The sequence below is a fragment of the Citrobacter sp. 172116965 genome, assembly GCF_013458095.1.
Taxonomy (GTDB): domain Bacteria; phylum Pseudomonadota; class Gammaproteobacteria; order Enterobacterales; family Enterobacteriaceae; genus Citrobacter; species Citrobacter braakii.
The window spans coordinates 3,218,543-3,240,515 of sequence record NZ_CP046673.1 but is presented as its reverse complement, the minus strand read 5'-3'; the positions used below and the strand labels follow the sequence as shown (position 1 = coordinate 3,240,515).

Genomic DNA, 21,973 nt, shown 5'->3' with positions numbered 1-21,973 from the left:
ATACAGGCTCTTTTTATCATGAGTCTGTGATTTGTTCTGCAAGTTTAGCAATACGCTTCGCCATCCCTCTAAAAATGAACAGATGCGCCGGGATCATCAGCAGCCAATAGAAGAGGCCTGGCATGCCGTGCGGATGCCACCAGGCGCGGACATCAATGCGTCGGTGGTCGCCTTTATCTTCCAGCGTGAAGCTCAGTCGACCCAATCCTGGCGCTTTCATCCCAAACAGCAGCGTCAGCTGTTTTTCTGGCTCAACGATGATAACTTTCCAGCTATCAACGGTATCGCCAACCTGCAACAGAGAGTGTTGCGGTCTGCCTTTCGCCAGCTTATGGCCGACCAGCAGGTCCAACGCCGCGCGCGTTTTCCATAAAATATTGCCAAAGAAATAGCCTTCTTTGCCGCCGAGGCGATTCACCACCTGCCACAGCGCCTGCCGACTGGCGGAGGTTTCAACGCTAAAGCCAGCTTGTTTAGCGAAATAGCCATATTCGGGGCGCCAGCGGGCAAATGCCTGCGCGTCGTAACCCCAGTCGCTGGAATTGACCAGCTTTTCTTCTTCTTTCAACGTGCTGCGCACCGCGTCATCAAAGGCAATCAGCTTTTGCGGGATCAGCGTGCGTAATTCGGTGTCATCGGCCAGCAGGTCGTGTTTTAAACCCTGTATCAGCGCTTTTGCCGTGGTCGGCGGCACTGACGTTATGACGTTCAAAAACCAGACCGAAATCCAGCGGGTAGGAAAGGGGACAGGGATGAGCAGGCGATGTTTACCGCTGACCGCCATAAAATGCTCGAACTGCTCCTGATAGCTCAATACCTGCGGCCCGGCGGCTTCGAGTACGCGGTGTTGGCGTGTAGGATGATCCAACAACGCCACCAGGTAGTACATTAAATTCTCCAGCGCGATAGGCGTGGTACGCGAGCGCACCCAGCGCGGAGGGGTGAGTACCGGCAGGTTGTAGACCATGTCGCGCATCACTTCAAAGGCGGCAGAACCTGCCCCTACGATAATACCAGCGCGCAATTCGGTCATCGGCACGCCTGATTCGCGCAGGGTGTCCGCGGTTATCTGTCGCGCACGCAGATGATCGGATTGTTCATGCCGGGGAGCCTGTAATGAGCTCAGGAAAATAAGCTGTTTGACTGGCGTATCACGTAGCGCATCGCGCACGTTCATTGCTACCTGGCGCTCATGGGCGATAAAATCACCGCCTTCTCCCATGCCATGGACCAGGTAATAGACCGTATCAACGCCGGTCAGCAGCGGTGTTAGGTTATCTGGCCAATTCAAATCGACCTTATGGCAACTGACGTTGGCCAACTGCTGCTTTTCCAGCCGCTCGATGCGGCGTGCCGCAGCCAGCACCTGATGCCCTTGCTGACTGAGCGCCTGTACCAGATGCTGACCAATGTAGCCACTGGCGCCAAGAACCAAAATCCGTTGCGGCACGCCCATCTCCTTAGCGGGTTAAAAAAGCGCGCCAGTGGGCGACGACTTCAGCAAGCTGTTCACGCGATACGTCCAGATGCATCACCAGACGCACAATCGGCGAGGCGTTAATCAGCACGCCTTGCGCTTTCATGTACTCGCCCAGTGCCGCAGCGTGTTCTTCGCCAACGCGGACAAACAGCATGTTGGTGTCGTGGCGCATGACGTCCGCTCCGGCTTCGCGCAGTTGTTCCGCCATCCAGGCGGCGTTGTCATGGTCTTCTTGTAAACGCGACACGTTATTTTTCAGCGCATACAGTCCCGCCGCCGCCAGAATACCGGCCTGACGCATTCCGCCGCCGGTCATTTTACGCCAGCGAATGGCGCGCTTGATGTACTCGTGGCTGCCGACCAGCAATGAGCCTACCGGCGTTCCTAAACCTTTGGAGAGACAAATGGTGAACGAATCGCAGTATTGCGTGACATCTTTTAACTCACAGCCATAGGCGACGATGGCGTTAAAAATACGCGCGCCGTCGACATGCAGCGCAAGATTGCGCTCACGGGTAAATTCCCAGGCCTCTTTCAGATACTCGCGTGGTAGCACTTTGCCGTTGTGGGTGTTTTCCAGGCTGAGCAGACGCGTGCGGGCAAAATGGATATCGTCCGCTTTGATTTTTGCCGCCACTTTGTCCAGCGGCAAAGAGCCATCCGGCATGGCGTCGATAGGTTGCGGTTGAATGCTGCCGAGCACCGCTGCGCCACCCGCTTCGTAGAGATAGTTATGCGCGCCCTGACCGGCGATATACTCTTCCCCGCGCTGACAATGGCTGAGGAGAGCCACCAGGTTCGCCTGAGTGCCTGTGGGTAAGAAAATTGCGGCTTCTTTGCCAGAAAGCTCGGCTGCGTATTGCTGGAGGGCATTAACGGTAGGGTCATCACCGTAGACGTCGTCCCCGACCGGGGCGGCTATCATCTCTTCGAGCATGGCGCGACTTGGTCGGGTGACGGTATCACTGCGTAAATCAATCACGGGCATTCCTTTTTAAGTGAGGTAATGCCCTCTGTTTTACCTGAGCCAGTTAGTTTTCGCCAGTTCGATCACTTCATCACCGCGCCCGCTGATGATTGCGCGCAGCATATACAGGCTAAAACCTTTAGCTTGTTCGAGTTTGATCTGCGGCGGGATCGCCAGTTCTTCTTTCGCGACGACCACATCGACCAGCACCGGACCGTCAATCGACATCGCCCTTTGCAGCGCTTCATCAACCTCTGAGGATTTCTCCACGCGAATGCCCGTGATGCCGCAAGCCTCGGCAATCCGTGCGAAATTTGTATCGTGCAGTTCGGTGCCGTCGGTCAGATAACCGCCAGCTTTCATCTCCATCGCCACAAACCCCAACACGCTGTTGTTGAAGACAATAATCTTCACCGGCAGCTTCATTTGCACAACCGACAGAAAGTCGCCCATCAGCATGCTAAAACCGCCGTCACCGCACATTGCGACAACCTGGCGTCCCGGTTCGGTCGCTTGCGCGCCGAGCGCCTGGGGCATGGCATTGGCCATCGACCCGTGGTTAAACGAACCGATCAGACGGCGTTTACCGTTCATTTTCAGATAACGTGCTGCCCACACCGTTGGCGTGCCAACGTCGCAGGTGAAGATGGCGTCGTCAGCGGCAAAGTGGCTGATCTGCTGCGCCAGATACTGCGGATGAATGGCTTTATCGCTGGGTTTGGCTAAATCATCCAGCCCTTTACGCGCCTCACGATAGTGTTCCAGCGCTTTATCCAGGAACTGCCGATCGGTTTTTTCTTCCACCAGCGGCAGCAGGGTGCGGAGTGTGGATTTAATATCGCCTACCAGCGCCATATCAACTTTACTGTGCGCGCCAATGCTTGCCGGATTGATATCGATCTGAATAATCTTGGCGTCGGTGGGGTAGAACGGGCGATAGGGGAACTTGGTACCGAGCAGGATCAGCGAGTCGGCATTCATCATGGTATGGAAGCCGGATGAAAAGCCGATCAGCCCGGTCATGCCCACGTCGTAAGGGTTGTCGTACTCCACATGCTCTTTACCACGCAGGGCGTGCACAATCGGCGCTTTTATTTTAGCAGCAAACTCAACCAGTTCTTTATGCGCACCGGCGCAGCCACTGCCACACATCAGGGCGATATTGCTGGAGTAGCGTAGCAGTTGCGCTAGTTTTCTGAGCTCTTCTTCTTCCGGAGTGACCACCGGGAGCGGCGCATGATACCAGTGAGTGCTGGCGCTTTCAGGTGCTGGCTTCAGCGCGACGTCGCCGGGTAATACCACCACGGAGACGCCGCGGTTGAGCACCGCTTTACGCATGGCAATTGCCAGCACCTGTGGGATCTGTTCAGGGCTGGAAACCAGCTCGCAATAGTGGCTACATTCGCGAAACAACTCTTGCGGGTGGGTCTCCTGAAAATAACCGCTGCCTATCTCACTGGATGGAATGTGTGCAGCAATTGCCAGCACCGGGACGTGGTTGCGGTGGCAATCAAACAGGCCGTTAATCAGGTGCAGGTTGCCTGGCCCACACGAGCCTGCGCAGACGGCCAGTTCTCCCGTCAACTGCGCTTCAGCTCCCGCGGCGAAGGCCGCAACCTCTTCATGACGTGTTGGCATCCAGTCAATCGTTCCCATACGATTCAGACTGTCACTAAGGCCATTTAGCGAGTCACCCGTCACACCCCAAATGCGTTTAACGCCAGCTTGTTCGAGTGTTTTAGCAATAAAAGCGGCAACCGTTTGTTTCATGGTTTTCCTTCTCCTTTAATGTGATACCGGTTACAAGTTTAGATGAAGATAATAGTTATGCTTATCATTACCTCTTATTTCCGGCAGGTTTCATTTAGCCTGTATTAAGCGTAGTTTGTTATTGGACATGGTGAAACAAGGAATAAATTCAAATGGTTATAAAACTATTAAATACAGTTAACCGGGTACTGACTCATGAAGATTTTGGCAAGTTTTTGTTACGTATTGCCGTGGGGGGATTAATGCTGTTTCATGGGCTGCATAAACTGTTCGCGGGTATTGATGGCATCAGTGGCATGCTGATAGCGAAAGGTTTCCCTGGCTTTATTGCGTATGGCGTTCTGCTGGGAGAGGTTGTGGCACCGTGTCTGATTATTCTTGGGATCCTGACGCGTCCGGCGGCGTTGGGGTTGGCGTTTACGATGGTGGTGGCATGGCTGATGGTCGGGATGGGTGAAACCTGGTCACTGGATAAAACCGGCGCATGGGCAATTGAAAGTCTGGTGTATTTCTTTATCGGCGCTCTGGCCGTAGCATTTTTGGGCGCGGGGCGTTTCTCCGTTGCCGGAAACTCGGCCTGGCGATAGTTTGCCATCCGAGAATCAAGACAGAGGCGGGAATGCGTTAACCTATCTCCGCCTCGCCATTAAATCTGGCCGCTAATCCATCTCGTCACTGCTCCACAGTTTGTGCCGACGTCTCAGTGCACGTTGCGTCAATGCCTTTGCCATCGCCGCACCTATTTCAGCGCTAACCACCAGCCCCTGAATAAAGGGACGGTCGTGCATCAACCACGGCAGTCCGCCAAAGGCGATGCGGTTGCGGGCGTTTTCCGGCGCTTGCAGCGTGTAATCTTCGCCGATATCCGGGATCTCATCGCCACAGGCCAGCAGTTGATCGCGTAGCGTTGGGAACGGAATATCTTTGCTCTGCAATGCCCGTTGTCCTCGGGCGTCAATAAATACATCAAATTCACTGCGCTGACCGTGGTGGTAAATGACCGTCCTTTCCTGCTCATTCGTACGCTCATAATCTTTGCCGAGTGCGAGGATCTCAATCAGCCCGGCATCGTGCAGAGCCAGCAATCGGCGGATAGATTCAGACGGGATTGCCGCATAGTTATCAATAAAGACGCGCGCCAGTCCGTGCCTGAAACGTTTTTCGTCGCGAGCATCAAGATGAGGAACGATCTCTTCAATAACCTCGTGTAGGCGCAATAAGGTATAGCGCCAGGCGACGGTATGTTGTTCCTGCTTGTTGCGTTCAACCTCCACCAGGTTACGCCTCGCCCAGTCAAAAGGGTCATGCTTGAGCCTGTCGGCAAAATAGACCTCGGGGAATGTGTCGGCGTTAAGCGTTGCAAGTGCTACCTGTTGACACCACCCTGGGGCCGCGTCTTGCAGTTGTTGCACAATAAGCCGGAAGATGCGGTCCAGTAATCCGTTTTGGCCCTCGGCAATGGCGTTTTCAATCTCTTCTTGCGTCGCGATATTCAGCGGTTCATAGGGAAGAGGGCAGTAAAAATCCGCTTCAGGCAGCACACCGCTGCGCGACATCAGGGTCAGCTTCAGGTTTTGGCTGTCGGGTTTACGCGTGAACTGCAGTGAACGGTCGGTATTGGTGGTGAAGTTACCATGCTGACTGACCACGGCCATCGCCGCGTCGATAGCGCTTAGCGAGGTGCCCAGAATACCCACCCTGCAAGCGCTAATCTGCGCCTCCATCAGGCCAGTCCACGGACTGGGGAAAAACTTGCGTGCTTGAGCATCAGTTTCTGGCCACAGATGACCGCTGGCGATAGCGGCGAAATCCACTTCGACGGGCTGTGACGCGTGATTGATCCACAGGGAGACCCCAGTTGGGTTTGCTTGCAGGTCGGTGACTTTACTTGATTCATATACGCGAATTGTGAACCCGGATCTTTGCGCTTTATCGACGATGGCTAAAAAACGATCGCGATAATAGTCGCCGAGGACCACCCGGGGCAAAAATTGCCGCTCATGCAACGATGTACGTTCAAGCCGAAACTGCGCCAGGTATTCATCGCTTTGATTCTGTAGCCACGTCAGATAACTGATATAAATCGGCGGGATCTCAATGCTGGCTATATTGGCCAGCATGTGGTCTGCGTTGTTGTCGCTGTTATAAGGCATGCCTACGCCAGCTTCCTCAGCTTGCTCATAAAGCTGTATCTCCAGCGGTTCACCGCGCTCAACGAGGGCATGAAACGTATAAATTCCGGTGGGACCTACGCCGACGATGGCCACTTTTTTCATGGGGATCCTTTGTAGAAAGTTCGACGTGGTAGTCGGGGTTTTGCTTAACCTGTGCCAGGTAAGTGTGGTCGATAATTCGCGAGAGGAAGACGGTATTTTGCCTGGGAGGGGGAAAAAATAGGAATTTTGCAGCGTCTGACAGCATAAAAAAAGGCCACCCGATATAACCGGGTAGCCTTTTGTACATCAGATATCGGCCAATTACGCCAGCACTAAATCACCCTGCGGATGACAGGAGCAAGCCAGCACATAACCTTCAGCAATTTCTGCGTCGGTCAGCGTCATGGTGCTGCTGACCGTGTAGTTACCGTCAACCACTTTGGTTTTGCAGCAGCCGCAAACGCCCGCACGGCATGCGGCGACAACCGGCACTTTATTGCTTTCCAGCGCTTCCAGCAGCGTACTGCCTACCGGCGCATAAAACTCTTTTGCCGGCTGCAGTTTGGTGAACTTCAGACCGCTGGTGGCGGCTTCAGCTACCGGGGTGAAGAACTGCTCTTTAAAGAAGCGTGTCACGCCCAGCGCGTTGACTTCTTTCTCGACCAGATCCATATACGGAGCCGGGCCGCAGGTCATCACGGTGCGCGAAGCCAGGTCCGGTACGCTTTGCAGCAGTTCGGTGGTCAGTCGGCCGGAAACAAAACCGTCAGTGGCATTGTTTTCAGCAACTAAGGTCACCGGATACTCGCGCCATTCGTCGGCAAAAATGACATCTTGCGGTGAACGGACGTTAAAGATCACCTGCACATCTGCCTGTGGGCGGTATTTTGCCAACCAGCGACGCATTGACATGATTGGCGTGACGCCACAGCCAGCGGCCAGCATCAGGAACCTGTCTTCCGCTTTATCTTCACAGGTGAATTCACCCATTGCATCGGACAGCCAGATATAGTCGCCGCGCTTCACGTCGCGGGTTAACCACTGTGAGCCTGCGCCATCGTCAATGCGGCGGATGGTCAGCGTGATATATTCGCTAACGCCCGGCGTTGAAGAAAGGGTGTAAGCACGCAGCGTGTCCGCTGAATTACGTACGCTGACCAGTGCATACTGCCCGGCGCGGTACGGATAATAGTCGTGGCACAGCAACGAAATTGTCCATACATCCGGCGTTTCCTGATGGATGTGATGAACCTGCATCCGCCATGGGCACTGATGAGTTGGCATTGTCATTCTTTACTCCTTACGCGCTCAGCAGTTGCTTCATGTCTTCTTCAACGGTGGTCACGGAACGCAGACCGAACTTCTCGTTGAGAACTGCCAGCAGGTCCGGCGTGAAGAAGCCAGGCGCAGTCGGGCCAGTGACGATGTTTTTCACACCCAGAGACAGCAGGGTTAGCAGAATGACAATCGCTTTCTGTTCGAACCAGGAGAGCACCAGAGACAGCGGCAGATCGTTCACGCCACAGCCCAGTTTCTCAGCCAGGGTTACTGCCAGGATGATGGCAGAGTATGCATCGTTACACTGACCTGCATCGACCAGACGCGGCAGGCCTTCGATATCGCCGAACTCCAGTTTGTTGAAACGGTATTTACCGCACGCCAGGGTCAGGATCAGGCAGTCGTCCGGCACGCTGGTGGCGAAGTCAGTGAAGTAGTTACGTTCGCCACGCGCGCCATCACAACCGCCAACCAGGAAGATGTGACGCAGTTTTTCGCGGCTTACCAGGTCGATCAGGGTATCAGCCGCGCCCAGCAGAGTCTGACGACCGAAACCAACGGTGATCAGGTGCGGAATTTCGCTGTACGGGAAGCCCGCCATCTGCTGAGCCTGAGCGATTACCGGAGCGAAGTTGTCGCCTTCGAGGTGGCTTACACCCGGCCAACCGACGATGCTACGAGTCCAGATACGGTCATCGTAGGCGCCAACGGTTGGGTCGATGATGCAGTTAGAGGTCATTACGATTGGGCCCGGGAAGCGGGCAAATTCAACCTGCTGATTCTGCCAGCCGCTGCCGTAGTTACCGATCAGGTGTTTGAACTTACGCAGTTCCGGGTAGCCGTGCGCCGGCAGCATTTCACCGTGGGTATAGACGTTAACGCCGGTACCTTCGGTCTGCTCCAGCAGGTTGTACAGATCTTTCAGGTCGTGACCGGAGATCAGGATGCACTTACCTTCGGTTGCTTTGACGTTGACCTGAGTTGGCGTCGGGTGGCCGTATTTAGTGGTTTCGCCAGCATCCAGAATGCTCATCACTTTGAAGTTCATCTGGCCGATTTCCATTGAGCACTCCAGCAGAGCGTTCATATCGGAAGGCCAGGTTCCCAGCCATGCCATGATTTTGTGGTACTGAGCGTAGATGTCGTTGTCGTACTGACCGAGAACGTGCGCGTGCTCCATGTAAGCTGCCGCACCTTTCAGGCCGTACAGGCACAGCAGACGCAGGCCGAGAATGTTCTCGCCGATGGCTGCTTTGTCTTTGTTCGGGGTAAATTCAGCGGCCTGACGTTGCAGGTCGCCCAGATCGTCGCTGACCAGTTGCAGATCGGCCATCGGGTTAGCGACCGCTGCGTTCGCGTCGATGTTCAGGCATTGCGCTTTCAGGGCGTCGCGCATGGCGATAGCTTCACGGGCATAGCCAACAATACGCGGGGAATCGAAGTTAACGTTGGTCAGCGTGGAGAAGAATGCACGCGGCGCAAAGTTATCAACCTCATGGTCGATGATGCCGTATTCACGTGCCTTAACAGCCCATGCAGACAGACCTTGTAGGGAAGCAATCAGCAGATCCTGCAAATCGGAGGTTTCAGCCGTTTTACCGCACATACCCTGCGCGTAAGAGCAGCCGTTTCCTGCCGGAGTACGGATGGTTTGTTCACATTGCACACAAAACATGGTCACACCTTTTAAAGTTATATTTAATATACATGTTTAAGGTTATTCCTGTGCGCGAAGGGATAAAAGGGATTTCTGCTACAACTTGCAGGGAGATTGATTTAGCGCAATTTTGGCGGTAGATGACTACCGCCAGAGAGGTATTTGTTCTGACTTCAGGCGGAGAAAAACGCCATCAGCAAAGGCACTAACAGACTCAGAATAAAGCCGTGGACGATGGCTGCCGGAACCATCTCCAGACCGCCGCTGCGTTGGAGCACCGGTAAGGTGAAATCCATTGATGTCGCGCCACATAGCCCCAGCGCGGTTGAGCGGCTGCGGCCCACCATTCCAGGAATCAACATAATGGCAATCAGCTCGCGGGCCAGGTCATTAAAGAAGGCGGCGCTACCAATCACCGGCCCGAAGGATTCGGTTAACAGAATACCGGACAGGGAATACCAGCCAAAACCTGATGCCATCGCCAGCGCGGTTTTCAGCGGCAGGCCGAGGATCAACGCATTAATAACCCCCGCCAGCATCGAACTGGCGACGACGATCACCGCAACAATCATCCCCCGGCGATTCAGCACAATTTGCTTTAAGGTCATACCGCTGTTGCGCAGTTGAATCCCGACCAGGAACAGTAAAAAGATTAACGTATATTCGCTGGCTTCGGTGGCGTGCTGCAGAATAGGAAGACCGGTGAGGCCGAGCAGAAAACCCACGACGACGACGCCACAAAGCTGAAGCGACTCAAGTGCCATCGCAATTCGCGAGGGTAGCTTTTCTTGCTTGTGGTTATGTCGCCAGGGCAGCGAACGCTCCAGCCAGAACAGCGCCGCGATATTACACAGCAAAATGACCGTCACGCTGACCGCAGAATAATGAAGAATGGCTAACAGGTTGCTGGCGAGATTATCCAGAAACGCCAGGCTGATACCCATAAAAAAGAGAATAAGGTAGACGATCCAGCTCAACAGGCGATTGATGAGTTTTAATGCAGCCCTGTGCCGAAGCGGAATAAGGTAACCCACAATAAGGGGAACCAGAATGATTAACAGCCCTGAAAACATGAAAACCAGATCCTTGCTGAGAGTAAGACGAAATGCGCCAGCACACACTACTCAATGCAATGAAGGGAGTAAAGTTGCAAATAAAAGGAAATATAGCGGGGAAAAAAAGACCTGACTTGCGCCAGGCCTTTTTTGTTATCGATTAATCGCGTTTTTCCAGCAAAGTGCGGTAAATAAGACCGCCGAGGACCCCACCGATAATTGGCATAACCCAGAAGAACCACAATTGCTGTAATGCCCAGCCGCCCTGGAAGATGGCTACGGCGGTACTACGTGCCGGGTTAACGGAGGTGTTGGTAACCGGAATACTGATCAAGTGGATCAGGGTTAACGCCAGACCAATCGCAATAGGTGCAAAACCTGCCGGAGCATGTTTATCGGTCGCACCGTGGATCACTAATAAGAAACCAGCGGTCAAAATAATTTCAATTACGACGGCAGACAGCATTGAATAGCCGCCAGGTGAATGTTCACCAAAGCCGTTCGAGGCAAAACCACTGGCAGTTGCGTCAAAACCAGCTTTACCGCTGGCAATAAGATACAGTGCCGCTGCTGCAACAATACCGCCCACAACCTGAGCGATAACATAACCAATAACGTCTTTTGCCGGGAAGCGACCGCCCGCCCATAAACCGAAGGTCACCGCCGGGTTAAAGTGTCCGCCGGAAATATGACCTACGGCGAATGCCATGGTTAATACGGTCAAACCAAACGCCAGCGCGACACCGGCAAATCCAATACCCAACTCCGGGAATGCTGCGGCCAGAACTGCGCTACCGCACCCACCAAAGACGAGCCAAAACGTACCGAAGAATTCGGCTGCTAATTTCCTGAACATAACCACCTCAATTAAAAGTTCCGGGTTCGTGTTCCTTACCCGGTAATTCATCGCTAAAAGGGACGATGATGAAAGAGCCGGTATTTTAGAAAAAAACATCATCCCTTCGCCAGTTAAATTGATGAAAAAATTTGATTTAAGGCAATATGTTGTGATTCCTTTTTGAATATTGGATGAATGAAGCATAGTTCAATTAGCAAAACGGCGATGATTGAGTTCTGAAATAATATTCCGGGGAAAACATAAGAAGAATATTCTTATATTTTTTGATTTCTGCGACTAACCTCCTGATCATATCGGGTGTCCTGAGCGCCCGCTTGCCGTTATACTCCTGATAACTTGAAGGAAAAAGTTAGCATTTCCGGAGGCTATATGATTCTCGAACGCGTTGAGATTGTTGGATTTCGTGGTATTAACCGTCTGTCGTTGATGCTGGAGCAAAGCAACGTGCTGATTGGGGAGAACGCGTGGGGTAAGTCCAGTCTGCTGGATGCATTAACCCTGTTGCTGTCGCCGGAAACTGATTTGTACCACTTTGACCGCGAAGATTTCTGGTTCCCGCCGGGTGATATACAAGGCCGGGAACATCATCTGCATATCATCCTGACGTTTCGTGAGTCTCAACCAGGTCGCCACCGCGTGCGCAGGTATCGTCCTCTGGAAGCCAGCTGGACGCTGTGTCAGGATGGCTATCACCGCATTTTCTATCGGCTGGAAGGTGAATGTGCGGACGACGGTAGCGTTCTGACGTTACGCAGTTTTCTGGATGGCGAGGGCCATCAGCTTCCCCTCGACGACATTAACGATCAGGCGCGGCACCTCGTGCGTTTGATGCCAGTACTGCGCCTGCGTGACGCGCGTTTTATGCGACGGATCCGTAACGGGACGGTGCCGGATTCGGCGGATGTCGAAGTGACCGCGCGGCAACTGGATTTTCTGGCACGTGAACTGGCTACCCGACCGCAAAACCTGACAGATGGGCAGATACGTCAGGGGTTATCGGCCATGGTACAGCTGTTGGAACACTATTTTTCTGAGCAGGGTTCCAGTCAGTCCCGCTATCGTCTGATGCGTCGACGTTCCAATAACGAACAACGTAGCTGGCGCTATCTGGATATTATCAACCGTATGATTGATAGACCGGGCGGACGCACGCACCGCGTGATCCTGTTGGGACTGTTTTCGACGCTGTTACAGGCCAAAGGTACGCTGAGACTGGATAAAGACGCCCGGCCGTTACTGTTGGTAGAAGATCCTGAAACGCGTTTACATCCGATTATGCTGTCGGTTGCCTGGCACCTGCTGAATTTGCTTCCGCTGCAACGGGTGGCGACCACCAACTCAGGTGAGTTGCTGTCCCTCACCCCCGTGGAACATGTTGTCCGCCTGGTGCGTGAGTCCTCCCGCGTCGCCGCCTGGCGGCTTGGGCCAGGTGGGATCAGCGCAGAAGATGGTCGGCGTATTGCCTTTCATATTCGTTTTAACCGTGCATCGTCGTTGTTTGCCCGCTGTTGGCTGCTGGTGGAAGGCGAAACGGAAACCTGGGTCATTAACGAACTGGCCCGCCAGTGTGGGCACCACTTTGATGCGGAAGGTATCAAAGTCATTGAATTTGCCCAGTCCGGCCTTAAGCCGCTGGTTAAGTTCGCCCGCCGGATGGGTATCGAGTGGCATGTGCTGGTTGATGGTGATGAAGCCGGGAAAAAGTATGCCGCTACGGTGCGGAGTTTGTTGAATAACGACAGAGAAGAAGAGCGCGATCATTTAACCATGCTTCCCGCGCTGGACATGGAACACTTTATGTATCGCCAGGGGTTCGCTGACGTATTCCACAGGGTGGCGCAAATCCCCGAAAACGTGCCCATGAATATGCGCAAAATTATCTCGAAGGCGATTCACCGGTCGTCAAAACCAGATTTAGCCATTGAGGTGGCGATGGAAGCCGGGCGGCGCGGCGTTGACGCGGTGCCAACGCTGCTGCGAAAAATGTTTTCCCGCGTGCTGTGGTTGGCACGCGGCAGAGCGGATTAGCGGCGAAACATCGACGACAGCTGCGAGTGGATGCTGTCCAGTAGCTGGTAGCGACGGCGGTATTCCGCGCGTTTTTTGCTGGCAATGTCCGCTTCGCTTTTTCGCGCCATTGTGCGTGGGATATGGTAATAGCCGTGACTGTCGCACTCACCGCCAACCGACTCCCAAAATGCGTTGTAGTCGGAAAGTATCACCTTGTTTTTATCGTGGTAACGCGGGCTGCGAAAGATATGCTGTTCATTACTGACAGCCAGAATTTGTTTAATATTCAATTGTTCTGCAAAACAGCAAATGGCTTCCATCACAATACGTTTAGGGAAAATCCCGTAGCATGATTTGGTCGCTTTTTGAATTTCTTCATGTGGCAGTAATCGACTGCCTCCCTGTAACCCGCCAATAAACAGTGTGCTGCTTCCTTGATAATTGCACAGCGTAAACGTCATTTCCGCTAAAGTCTCGCCAGCGCTATTGCGTACCAGAATGGTACTTTCACCTTCTTTATCCAGTGAGATAAATGAGCCCAGTATTACGCTAAATATTTCGCTATTTTTGCCTTCAATTTGTGCCAGTTGTAATCCATCCGCACTTAAATAAGCTTTATATTCAGTGGCTGAAAAAGAGCTGCGGATAGCATTGTAATGAAAACGCACAGCATCCAGTTTCATTTTCCGATCAAGGTTTTGTGCGAGATAGGCGCGATGTAGGCGAACCGGCAGACGAGGCTGGCGTGCCAGTACGCTATCGAGATCAGGCCATTGCGCCAGTTCAGTCATCCATTCATGCATTAATCGTGGCATAAGCGCTGAGCGCAACAAAAACTTACGACGGAAGCTACGCTGATGCCAAAATTTTCCAGGGCGCCAATGTCCGGTCATCAGGCTACAAAAGAGGCTAAAACTTGTGGCGGGTTTTGAAGAATGAAAAGTGCTGTCAGTTAGCTGGCTCATAATAACAATCCGATGGATACTCTGGTACTAATTTCAACACAGCGGATCTTAACCATTCATCAATAACTCTGTTATTCTTGCGTTTTTCAACGGCTATTTATTTAACGTTGATGTTTACCACTCCACTCTGGTGGACGTATTGGGGGAAATTGGGACATTTATGAAACTCAAGGGAAAAATCAAAAAGCGCTATTTTCTCTTCGCCATCATCATTATTGTGGCGATAATTGCACTTTGGCGAACGCTTAATGCGCCTTTACCTCAGTATCAAACGTTAATTGTGCGTCCGGGCGATCTGCAGCAAAGCGTACTGGCAACCGGCAAACTGGATGCGTTGCGTAAAGTTGACGTCGGGGCGCAGGTAAGCGGGCAGTTAAAAACGCTGTCGGTCGCCATTGGCGACAAAGTAAAAAAAGATCAACTGCTTGGCGTTATCGATCCTGAACAGGCGCAAAACCAGATTAAAGAGGTTGAAGCGACGCTGATGGAATTACGCGCTCAGCGTTTACAGGCTGAAGCCGAGTGGAAGCTGGCGCGGGTAACGCTTTCCCGTCAGCAACAGCTGGCGAAAACCCAGGCTGTCTCGCAGCAGGATCTCGACACGGCGGCTACTCAGATGGCGGTCAAACAGGCGCAAATCGGCACAATTGATGCGCAAATTAAGCGTAATCAGGCCTCTCTCGATACGGCAAAAACCAACCTTGATTACACCCGCATCGTTGCGCCAATGGCAGGCGAAGTCACGCAAATTACTACCCTTCAGGGGCAAACCGTTATTGCTGCCCAGCAGGCACCTAACATTCTGACATTGGCAGATATGAGCACCATGCTGGTGAAAGCGCAGGTTTCCGAGGCGGATGTGATTCACCTGCATCCCGGGCAAAAGGCCTGGTTTACCGTACTGGGCGATCCTCAGACGCGCTACGAAGGTAAGCTCAAAGATGTTCTTCCGACGCCAGAGAAAGTGAATGATGCAATTTTCTACTATGCTCGCTTCGAAGTTCCCAACCCGAAAGGGATCCTGCGTCTGGATATGACCGCGCAGGTCCATATCCAGCTCACGGATGTGAAAAATGTCCTGACGATCCCGCTGTCGGCGCTGGGCGATCCTATTGGCAACAATCGTTATAACGTCAGGCTGCTGCGTAACGGCGAAACCCGTGAACGCGAAGTGGTTATCGGCGCGCGTAATGACACCGATGTGGAGATCGTGAAAGGGCTGGAAGAGGGGGATGAAGTCATCACCGGTGAGGGCAACGCTGGAGCGCCAAAATGACGGCATTGCTTGAACTGAGCAATATCCGCCGCAGCTATCCGTCAGGCGAGGGTCAGGTCGAGGTATTGAAGGACGTATCCTTGAGCATTCAGGCCGGGGAAATGGTGGCGATTGTCGGGGCGTCTGGCTCGGGTAAATCGACGCTGATGAATATTCTCGGCTGTCTGGATAAACCCACCAGCGGTACATATCGGGTTGCCGGGCGCGATGTCTCCACGCTGGATAGCGATGCGTTAGCTCAGCTGCGTCGCGAACATTTCGGTTTTATCTTCCAGCGTTATCATTTGTTGTCGCATTTAACCGCCGCGCAAAACGTTGAGGTGCCTGCGGTCTACGCTGGCACCGAACGTAAGCAACGCCTGGCCCGTGCGCAAGAACTCCTGCAGCGACTGGGTCTGGGCGACAGAGTTGACTATCAGCCTTCCCAGCTTTCCGGTGGTCAGCAGCAGCGGGTCAGTATTGCGCGTGCGCTGATGAACGGGGGACAGGTTATCCTCGCCGACGAACCCACCGGCGCGCTGGACAGCCATTCAGGCGAAGAGGTGATGGCGATTTTGCATCAGTTGCGCGATCGCGGGCATACGGTGATTATCGTCACTCACGACAGCCAGGTCGCCGCACAGGCCGAACGCGTCATTGAAATTCGTGACGGCGAGATTGTGCGCAATCCGCCGTCGCACAAACCCTCTACCGGGCGCGATATCGCGGAGCCGACGGTGAAAACGGCGTCCGGCTGGGGGCAGTTTGTCAGCGGTTTTCGCGAAGCGCTCACTATGGCCTGGCTGGCAATGGCTGCGAATAAAATGCGAACGCTACTGACCATGCTTGGGATCATCATCGGTATTGCTTCGGTGGTGTCGATTGTGGTGGTAGGCGATGCGGCTAAACAGCTGGTGCTGGCAGATATTCGCGCTATTGGCACCAATACCATCGATATCTATCCTGGCAAAGATTTCGGCGACGACGACCCACAATATCAACAGGCGCTGAAGTATGACGATTTAACGGCGTTACAGAAGCAGCCCTGGGTCAGTTCGGTGACGCCTGCGGTGTCGAAAAACCTGCGGCTACGCTATGGCAATATCGACGTGGCCGCCAGTGCTAATGGCGTTAGCGGCGACTATTTCAACGTCTATGGCATGACGTTTAGCGAAGGGACCACTTTTAACGCTGAACAACTGGCGGGGCGCGCTCAGGTGGTGGTGCTCGACAGCAATACCCGTCGTCAATTGTTCCCCAACAAAGCGAAAGTTGTCGGCGAAGTCGTGCTGGTGGGGAATATGCCTGCCACGGTGATTGGTGTTGCAGAAGAGAAACAGTCGATGTTTGGCAGTAGCAAGATCCTACGGGTCTGGCTGCCTTACAGCACCATGTCCGGGCGAATTATGGGGCAGTCGTGGCTGAACTCGATCACCGTGCGGGTGAAAGACGGTTTTGATAGTGCCCAGGCCGAGCAGCAGCTCACCCGACTACTGACGTTACGCCACGGTAAGAAGGATTTCTTCACCTGGAATATGGACGGTGTCTTGAAAACCGCCGAAAAGACCACACGTACATTACAACTCTTCCTGACGCTGGTGGCCGTGATTTCGCTGGTGGTCGGTGGAATTGGTGTGATGAATATTATGCTGGTTTCGGTAACCGAACGAACGCGCGAGATTGGTATTCGTATGGCGGTTGGCGCCCGCGCCAGTGACGTACTGCAGCAGTTCTTAATTGAAGCGGTGCTGGTGTGTCTGGTTGGCGGCGCGCTGGGCATTAGCTTGTCGATGCTGATCGCCTTTACGCTTCAGCTATTCCTGCCTGGCTGGGAAATAGGTTTCTCACCCGTAGCCTTATTGACGGCGTTTCTGTGTTCGACTGCGACCGGGATTTTGTTTGGCTGGCTACCGGCGCGAAATGCGGCGCGGCTGGATCCGGTAGATGCTCTGGCGCGGGAATAATACCATCGAGATAAAAATGCCAGCCGCAAAGGCTGGCATTTTGACTGCGGGATGTACACAATGAAACAGAAGAGCTATGCGACAGCTTCTGCTTCAATGACAGGCACGATGACGCTGGCATGATTGCCTTTTGGCCCCTGGTGGACATCAAACTGGACAGACTGCCGGGCTTTTAGCGTTCTGTAACCATCCATCTGAATGGTGGAGTAATGGGCGAAAATATCTTCGCCGCCGCCTTCGGGGCAGATGAAACCAAACCCTTTGGCGTTGTTGAACCACTTAACAGTACCCGTTTCCATGCTTCGACATCCTTCGTAAATCTTATATAAGTAAGATGGAATGAACCGGTGGCGGAGTGGGGGCTGTTCAAAACCTCGCCAACTCTCGAAACTACAATTTAGAGAAATCAGGCGAGGCGTCAAGCGCCAGGCTGACGGAATAGGGTAAAAATGCATCAAAATTTGAAGCAGTTAACGCTATTGTCGGTTATGTGACAGATGTCGCGGATGGCACTAATAGATGATAGTTATCTAATACTTGAGGTAGATTGATTGTGCGCATAGGCTGCTTGTCAGCGGCAAGATTTTCTGCCGGAAACCGTAACTGAAGATGACGACTGACAATGGGTAAGACTAACGACTGGCTGGATTTCGATCTGCTGGCGGAAGATAAATTGCGCGACGCGCTAAAACCGCCATCTATGTATAAAGTGATATTAGTCAATGATGATTACACTCCGATGGAGTTTGTTATTGACGTGTTACAAAAATTCTTTTCTTATGATGTAGAACGTGCAACGCAACTGATGCTTGCCGTTCACTATCAAGGTAAAGCGATTTGCGGCGTATTCACTGCCGAAGTGGCTGAAACCAAAGTTGCGATGGTGAACAAGTATGCGAGGGAGAACGAGCATCCGTTGCTGTGTACGCTAGAAAAAGCCTAAATGCAGGCATAAATATTGGGGGAGGTGCCTATGCTCAATCAAGAACTGGAGCTCAGTTTAAACATGGCTTTCGCCAGAGCGCGCGAGCACCGACATGAGTTTATGACCGTCGAGCACTTGCTACTGGCATTGCTCAGTAACCCATCGGCCCGCGAAGCGCTGGAAGCGTGTTCTGTGGATCTGGTGGCGCTGCGTCAGGAACTCGAAGCCTTCATTGAACAAACCACACCCGTATTGCCTGCCAGTGAAGAAGAGCGCGACACGCAGCCAACGTTGAGTTTTCAGCGTGTGTTGCAACGCGCGGTCTTTCATGTTCAGTCCTCCGGGCGCAATGAAGTTACCGGTGCTAATGTGCTGGTCGCCATCTTCAGCGAGCAGGAATCTCAGGCGGCTTATCTGCTGCGTAAGCATGAAGTGAGTCGCCTTGATGTGGTGAATTTTATTTCTCATGGCACGCGCAAAGACGAACCAAGTCAGTCCTCTGACTCTGGTAATCAGCCGAATAACGAAGAGCAAGCTGGCGGGGAGGACCGTATGGAGAACTTCACGACTAACCTTAACCAGCTTGCCCGTGTGGGCGGAATTGATCCGCTCATTGGCCGGGACAAAGAGCTGGAACGCGCCATTCAGGTACTGTGCCGTCGTCGAAAAAATAACCCGCTGCTGGTGGGTGAGTCTGGCGTCGGGAAAACCGCTATTGCGGAAGGCCTCGCCTGGCGTATCGTCCAGGGCGACGTGCCGGAAGTGATGGCTGATTGTACCCTTTATTCTCTGGATATCGGCTCGCTGCTGGCGGGTACCAAATACCGTGGCGATTTTGAAAAACGCTTTAAGGCGCTGCTGAAACAACTGGAACAGGATACTAACAGCATTCTGTTTATCGATGAGATCCACACCATTATCGGCGCGGGTGCGGCATCGGGCGGCCAGGTGGATGCGGCTAACCTGATCAAACCGTTGCTCTCCAGCGGTAAAATCCGTGTGATAGGCTCCACAACCTATCAGGAATTCAGCAATATCTTTGAAAAGGACCGCGCGCTAGCACGCCGTTTCCAGAAAATCGATATCACTGAGCCGTCGGTTGAAGAGACCGTGCAGATCATCAACGGTCTGAAGCCGAAATACGAAGCGCACCATGACGTTCGCTACACCGCCAAAGCGGTGCGTGCAGCGGTCGAACTGGCGGTGAAATACATTAACGATCGTCATCTGCCGGACAAAGCGATTGACGTGATCGATGAGGCGGGCGCGCGGGCGCGTCTGATGCCGGTCAGCAAGCGCAAGAAAACCGTCAACGTGGCGGATATCGAGTCCGTCGTGGCCCGCATTGCGCGGATCCCGGAGAAGAGCGTTTCGCAGAGCGATCGCGATACGCTGAAAAACCTGGGCAACCGTCTGAAAATGCTGGTATTCGGACAAGATAAAGCCATTGAGGCGCTGACTGAAGCGATCAAAATGAGCCGTGCTGGTCTGGGACACGAGCATAAACCTGTCGGTTCGTTCCTGTTTGCCGGACCGACTGGCGTCGGTAAGACCGAAGTCACGGTGCAGTTGTCCAAAGCGCTGGGTATTGAGCTGCTGCGGTTTGACATGTCCGAGTATATGGAACGTCACACCGTCAGTCGCCTGATTGGTGCGCCTCCAGGATATGTCGGTTTCGACCAGGGCGGTTTGCTGACGGATGCTGTCATTAAGCATCCGCATGCGGTACTGCTGCTGGATGAAATCGAAAAAGCGCATCCGGACGTCTTTAACCTGCTGCTGCAGGTGATGGATAACGGTACGCTGACCGACAATAACGGGCGTAAAGCGGATTTCCGCAACGTGGTGCTGGTCATGACCACTAACGCCGGCGTGCGTGAAACTGAGCGTAAATCGATTGGGCTGATTCATCAGGACAACAGTACTGATGCGATGGGCGAAATCAAAAAAGTGTTTACGCCGGAATTCCGTAACCGTCTAGACAACATTATCTGGTTCGATCATCTCTCTACTGAGGTGATTCATCAGGTTGTTGATAAGTTTATCGTCGAACTTCAGGTTCAGTTGGATCAGAAAGGTGTCTCTCTGGAAGTGAGTCAGGAAGCCCGTGACTGGCTGGCTGAGAAGGGCTATGACCGCGCAATGGGCGCACGCCCGATGACGCGCGTTGTCCAGGATAACCTGAAAAAACCATTGGCTAACGAACTGCTGTTCGGCTCGCTTGTGGATGGCGGTCAGGTGACCGTTGCGCTGGATAAAGAGAAAAATGAGCTGACCTATGGTTTCCAGAGTGCGCAAAAGCACAAGCCAGAAGCAGCGCATTAATATCTAACCACCTAATGAACCGGGCGTAATGCCCGGTTTTTTTTCGCCTGTAAGTCGTGATTTGAATAGGGGGAGTTAAACGGCAGGCAAAAAATAAGCCTGCGTAAGGGCGTTTTTATACCCCTACAACAGGGGCTTTCAGCGGTGCAATGCGGGTTTGCGCGGCACGCAAGACCACTGAAAGCCACTACAAATCACTCCAGCGTGGACATTATGTGGACACTATGGGAGTCAACACCACCACGTAGCGGATTGAGGGAAACAGCATCTTGAAGATACTCCGGGGCAAAGTGCGCATAGACCATTGTCTGCTCTATTCGTGAATGTCCCAGTATTCTCTGCAAGGTGATGATACTCCCGCCGTTAATCATAAAGTGGGTAGCAAAACTGTGACGCAATGCGTGAGTTGCTTGCCCGTCCGGTAGATCCGGTTTTACATCTTTCATTGTTCGCCTGAACTTCGGGTATGAGGCATCAGGGAACAGATAACCCTTACCCGCAATCATTACAGCTACTTCCTCAGAGATAGGGACAGTGCGCGGTTTGTTTGTCTTTGTTTTAACGAACGTCACCCGATTCTGTATTACGTTCTCAGCTTTCAGTTTCGCAGCTTCACCCCATCGAGCGCCGGTACTTAAACAGAGAATCGCGATTTTCTTGTTGTCCCCGTCAAGGTTGGCAAGCAACAATGTTATTTCTTCCTGCGTCAGATATCCGGTTTCTGGTTTCTGCTCCTTGAGCTTTTTCATACCTCTGAAAGGATGTTCACCAAAAAACAACTCCGCATCAATTAGTGCAGTAAACATGCCACTCAGGCAGGTAAGGTCGCGGTTTATACTGGCCGGTTTTATGCCTTGCCCTCTGCGAGTCATGCTGTACTGGCTAATAAGCGCTTTGGTTATCTGGAATGCGCAAGGGTCATCAGTGATCCGAGTAAATATTTCAATCTTACCCAAATTGGATTTTCCGTGTTCTTCATGCTTACCTTTCAGATCCCACCAGACTTTTGTTAACTCAGACAGATGCCGCTTATCTGTCGGTTTAGCCAGCCATTCTTTATCGTGATGGTTGTATTGAGTGTGTTTCTCAAAAGCTACAGCCTCACTTTTCTTGTCAAATTTCCTGCGGATGCGCTTTCCGTTGCGCCCTGCAGGTCTAACGTCCACTTCGTATCGACCATCATCGAGTTTCTTAATTGTCATAAGAAAACCCTCCGAGGGTGCGTTTACTTTTTGTTGTTAACTGCTTGTTTTTACAAGATGAGTATTTTTCAGCCAGTAATAAACACTTTTCAAAAATGTATCTGC

17 protein-coding genes are annotated in these 21,973 nt (G+C 52.8%); 6 read left to right on the top strand and 11 right to left on the bottom strand.

From position 1 onward, the window contains the following. Positions 1-16: 16 nt before the first annotated feature. From GPJ68_RS15835 to poxB, 3 genes are read right to left on the bottom strand one after another with little or no spacing between them, the layout of a single operon-like run. The gene (locus GPJ68_RS15835; protein ID WP_016156947.1) at positions 17-1,450 is read right to left on the bottom strand and encodes an SDR family oxidoreductase; all 1,434 of its coding nucleotides are present in this window, start codon (positions 1,448-1,450) and stop codon (positions 17-19) included. A 10-nt stretch (positions 1,451-1,460) separates the two neighbouring features. After that, a complete protein-coding gene (gene ltaE / locus GPJ68_RS15830) occupies positions 1,461-2,462 on the bottom strand; it encodes a low-specificity L-threonine aldolase (RefSeq protein WP_104651460.1) in 1,002 nt (333 codons plus the stop codon). Between the two features lie 36 nt (positions 2,463-2,498). Next, positions 2,499-4,217, bottom strand: coding sequence for a ubiquinone-dependent pyruvate dehydrogenase (poxB, locus tag GPJ68_RS15825; RefSeq protein WP_180836844.1), 1,719 nt, complete (start codon positions 4,215-4,217; stop codon positions 2,499-2,501). A gap of 152 nt (positions 4,218-4,369) precedes the next feature. Between poxB and GPJ68_RS15820 the strand changes: the two genes are divergently transcribed. Next, positions 4,370-4,804, top strand: coding sequence for a DoxX family protein (locus GPJ68_RS15820; RefSeq protein ID WP_016156945.1), 435 nt, complete (start codon positions 4,370-4,372; stop codon positions 4,802-4,804). Between the two features lie 72 nt (positions 4,805-4,876). Here the strand turns inward: GPJ68_RS15820 and GPJ68_RS15815 are convergent, their stop codons facing one another. From GPJ68_RS15815 to aqpZ, 5 genes are all read right to left on the bottom strand, one after another. Next, positions 4,877-6,493: an FAD-NAD(P)-binding protein gene (locus tag GPJ68_RS15815; protein ID WP_172860508.1), complete on the bottom strand. Its 1,617-nt coding sequence runs from the start codon at positions 6,491-6,493 to the stop codon at positions 4,877-4,879. Between the two features lie 201 nt (positions 6,494-6,694). Next, positions 6,695-7,663, bottom strand: a complete 969-nt coding sequence (hcr, locus tag GPJ68_RS15810; protein ID WP_016153658.1) for an NADH oxidoreductase — start codon at positions 7,661-7,663, stop codon at positions 6,695-6,697. Positions 7,664-7,673: 10 nt separating this feature from the next. Continuing rightward, a complete protein-coding gene (hcp, locus tag GPJ68_RS15805; RefSeq protein ID WP_016153657.1) occupies positions 7,674-9,326 on the bottom strand; it encodes a hydroxylamine reductase in 1,653 nt (550 codons plus the stop codon). A gap of 155 nt (positions 9,327-9,481) precedes the next feature. Further along, positions 9,482-10,381, bottom strand: a complete 900-nt coding sequence (locus GPJ68_RS15800; RefSeq protein ID WP_180836842.1) for a lysine exporter LysO family protein — start codon at positions 10,379-10,381, stop codon at positions 9,482-9,484. Between the two features lie 142 nt (positions 10,382-10,523). Beyond that, positions 10,524-11,219, bottom strand: coding sequence for an aquaporin Z (gene aqpZ, locus GPJ68_RS15795; protein WP_003840208.1), 696 nt, complete (start codon positions 11,217-11,219; stop codon positions 10,524-10,526). A 372-nt stretch (positions 11,220-11,591) separates the two neighbouring features. Here aqpZ and GPJ68_RS15790 point away from each other — a divergent pair, with 372 nt between their 5' ends. Beyond that, entirely contained in the window at positions 11,592-13,250 is a 1,659-nt protein-coding gene (locus tag GPJ68_RS15790; protein WP_016153655.1) for an ATP-dependent endonuclease, read from the top strand. On the opposite strand, the gene GPJ68_RS15785 is transcribed toward GPJ68_RS15790, so the two are convergent. Further along, positions 13,247-14,197, bottom strand: coding sequence for a VirK/YbjX family protein (locus GPJ68_RS15785; protein ID WP_049042464.1), 951 nt, complete (start codon positions 14,195-14,197; stop codon positions 13,247-13,249). The two genes, GPJ68_RS15790 and GPJ68_RS15785, sit on opposite strands and share 4 nt — an antisense overlap. Before the next feature lie 160 nt (positions 14,198-14,357). Between GPJ68_RS15785 and macA the strand changes: the two genes are divergently transcribed. Next, positions 14,358-15,473 (top strand): macrolide transporter subunit MacA, encoded by a 1,116-nt coding sequence (gene macA, locus GPJ68_RS15780; RefSeq protein WP_016156938.1) that lies wholly within the window; start codon positions 14,358-14,360, stop codon positions 15,471-15,473. After that, positions 15,470-17,416: a macrolide ABC transporter ATP-binding protein/permease MacB gene (macB, locus tag GPJ68_RS15775; protein WP_016153652.1), complete on the top strand. Its 1,947-nt coding sequence runs from the start codon at positions 15,470-15,472 to the stop codon at positions 17,414-17,416. The genes macA and macB overlap by 4 nt, the downstream gene beginning before the upstream one ends. 74 nt (positions 17,417-17,490) lie before the next feature. Here macB and cspD read toward each other — a convergent pair whose 3' ends face one another. After that, complete coding sequence (gene cspD, locus GPJ68_RS15770) at positions 17,491-17,715, bottom strand: cold shock-like protein CspD (RefSeq protein ID WP_180836841.1); 225 nt, start codon at positions 17,713-17,715, stop codon at positions 17,491-17,493. Positions 17,716-18,038: 323 nt separating this feature from the next. On the opposite strand from cspD, the gene clpS reads away from it, so the two are divergent. Beyond that, positions 18,039-18,359 carry an ATP-dependent Clp protease adapter ClpS gene (gene clpS / locus GPJ68_RS15765; RefSeq protein WP_003036810.1) on the top strand — a complete coding sequence of 107 codons (321 nt, stop codon included), beginning with the start codon at positions 18,039-18,041 and terminating at the stop codon, positions 18,357-18,359. A 30-nt stretch (positions 18,360-18,389) separates the two neighbouring features. Continuing rightward, positions 18,390-20,666: an ATP-dependent Clp protease ATP-binding subunit ClpA gene (gene clpA, locus GPJ68_RS15760; RefSeq protein ID WP_016153651.1), complete on the top strand. Its 2,277-nt coding sequence runs from the start codon at positions 18,390-18,392 to the stop codon at positions 20,664-20,666. A gap of 194 nt (positions 20,667-20,860) precedes the next feature. Here the strand turns inward: clpA and GPJ68_RS15755 are convergent, their stop codons facing one another. Further along, positions 20,861-21,868, bottom strand: a complete 1,008-nt coding sequence (locus GPJ68_RS15755) for a tyrosine-type recombinase/integrase (protein ID WP_089075512.1) — start codon at positions 21,866-21,868, stop codon at positions 20,861-20,863. Positions 21,869-21,973 lie beyond the last annotated feature (105 nt).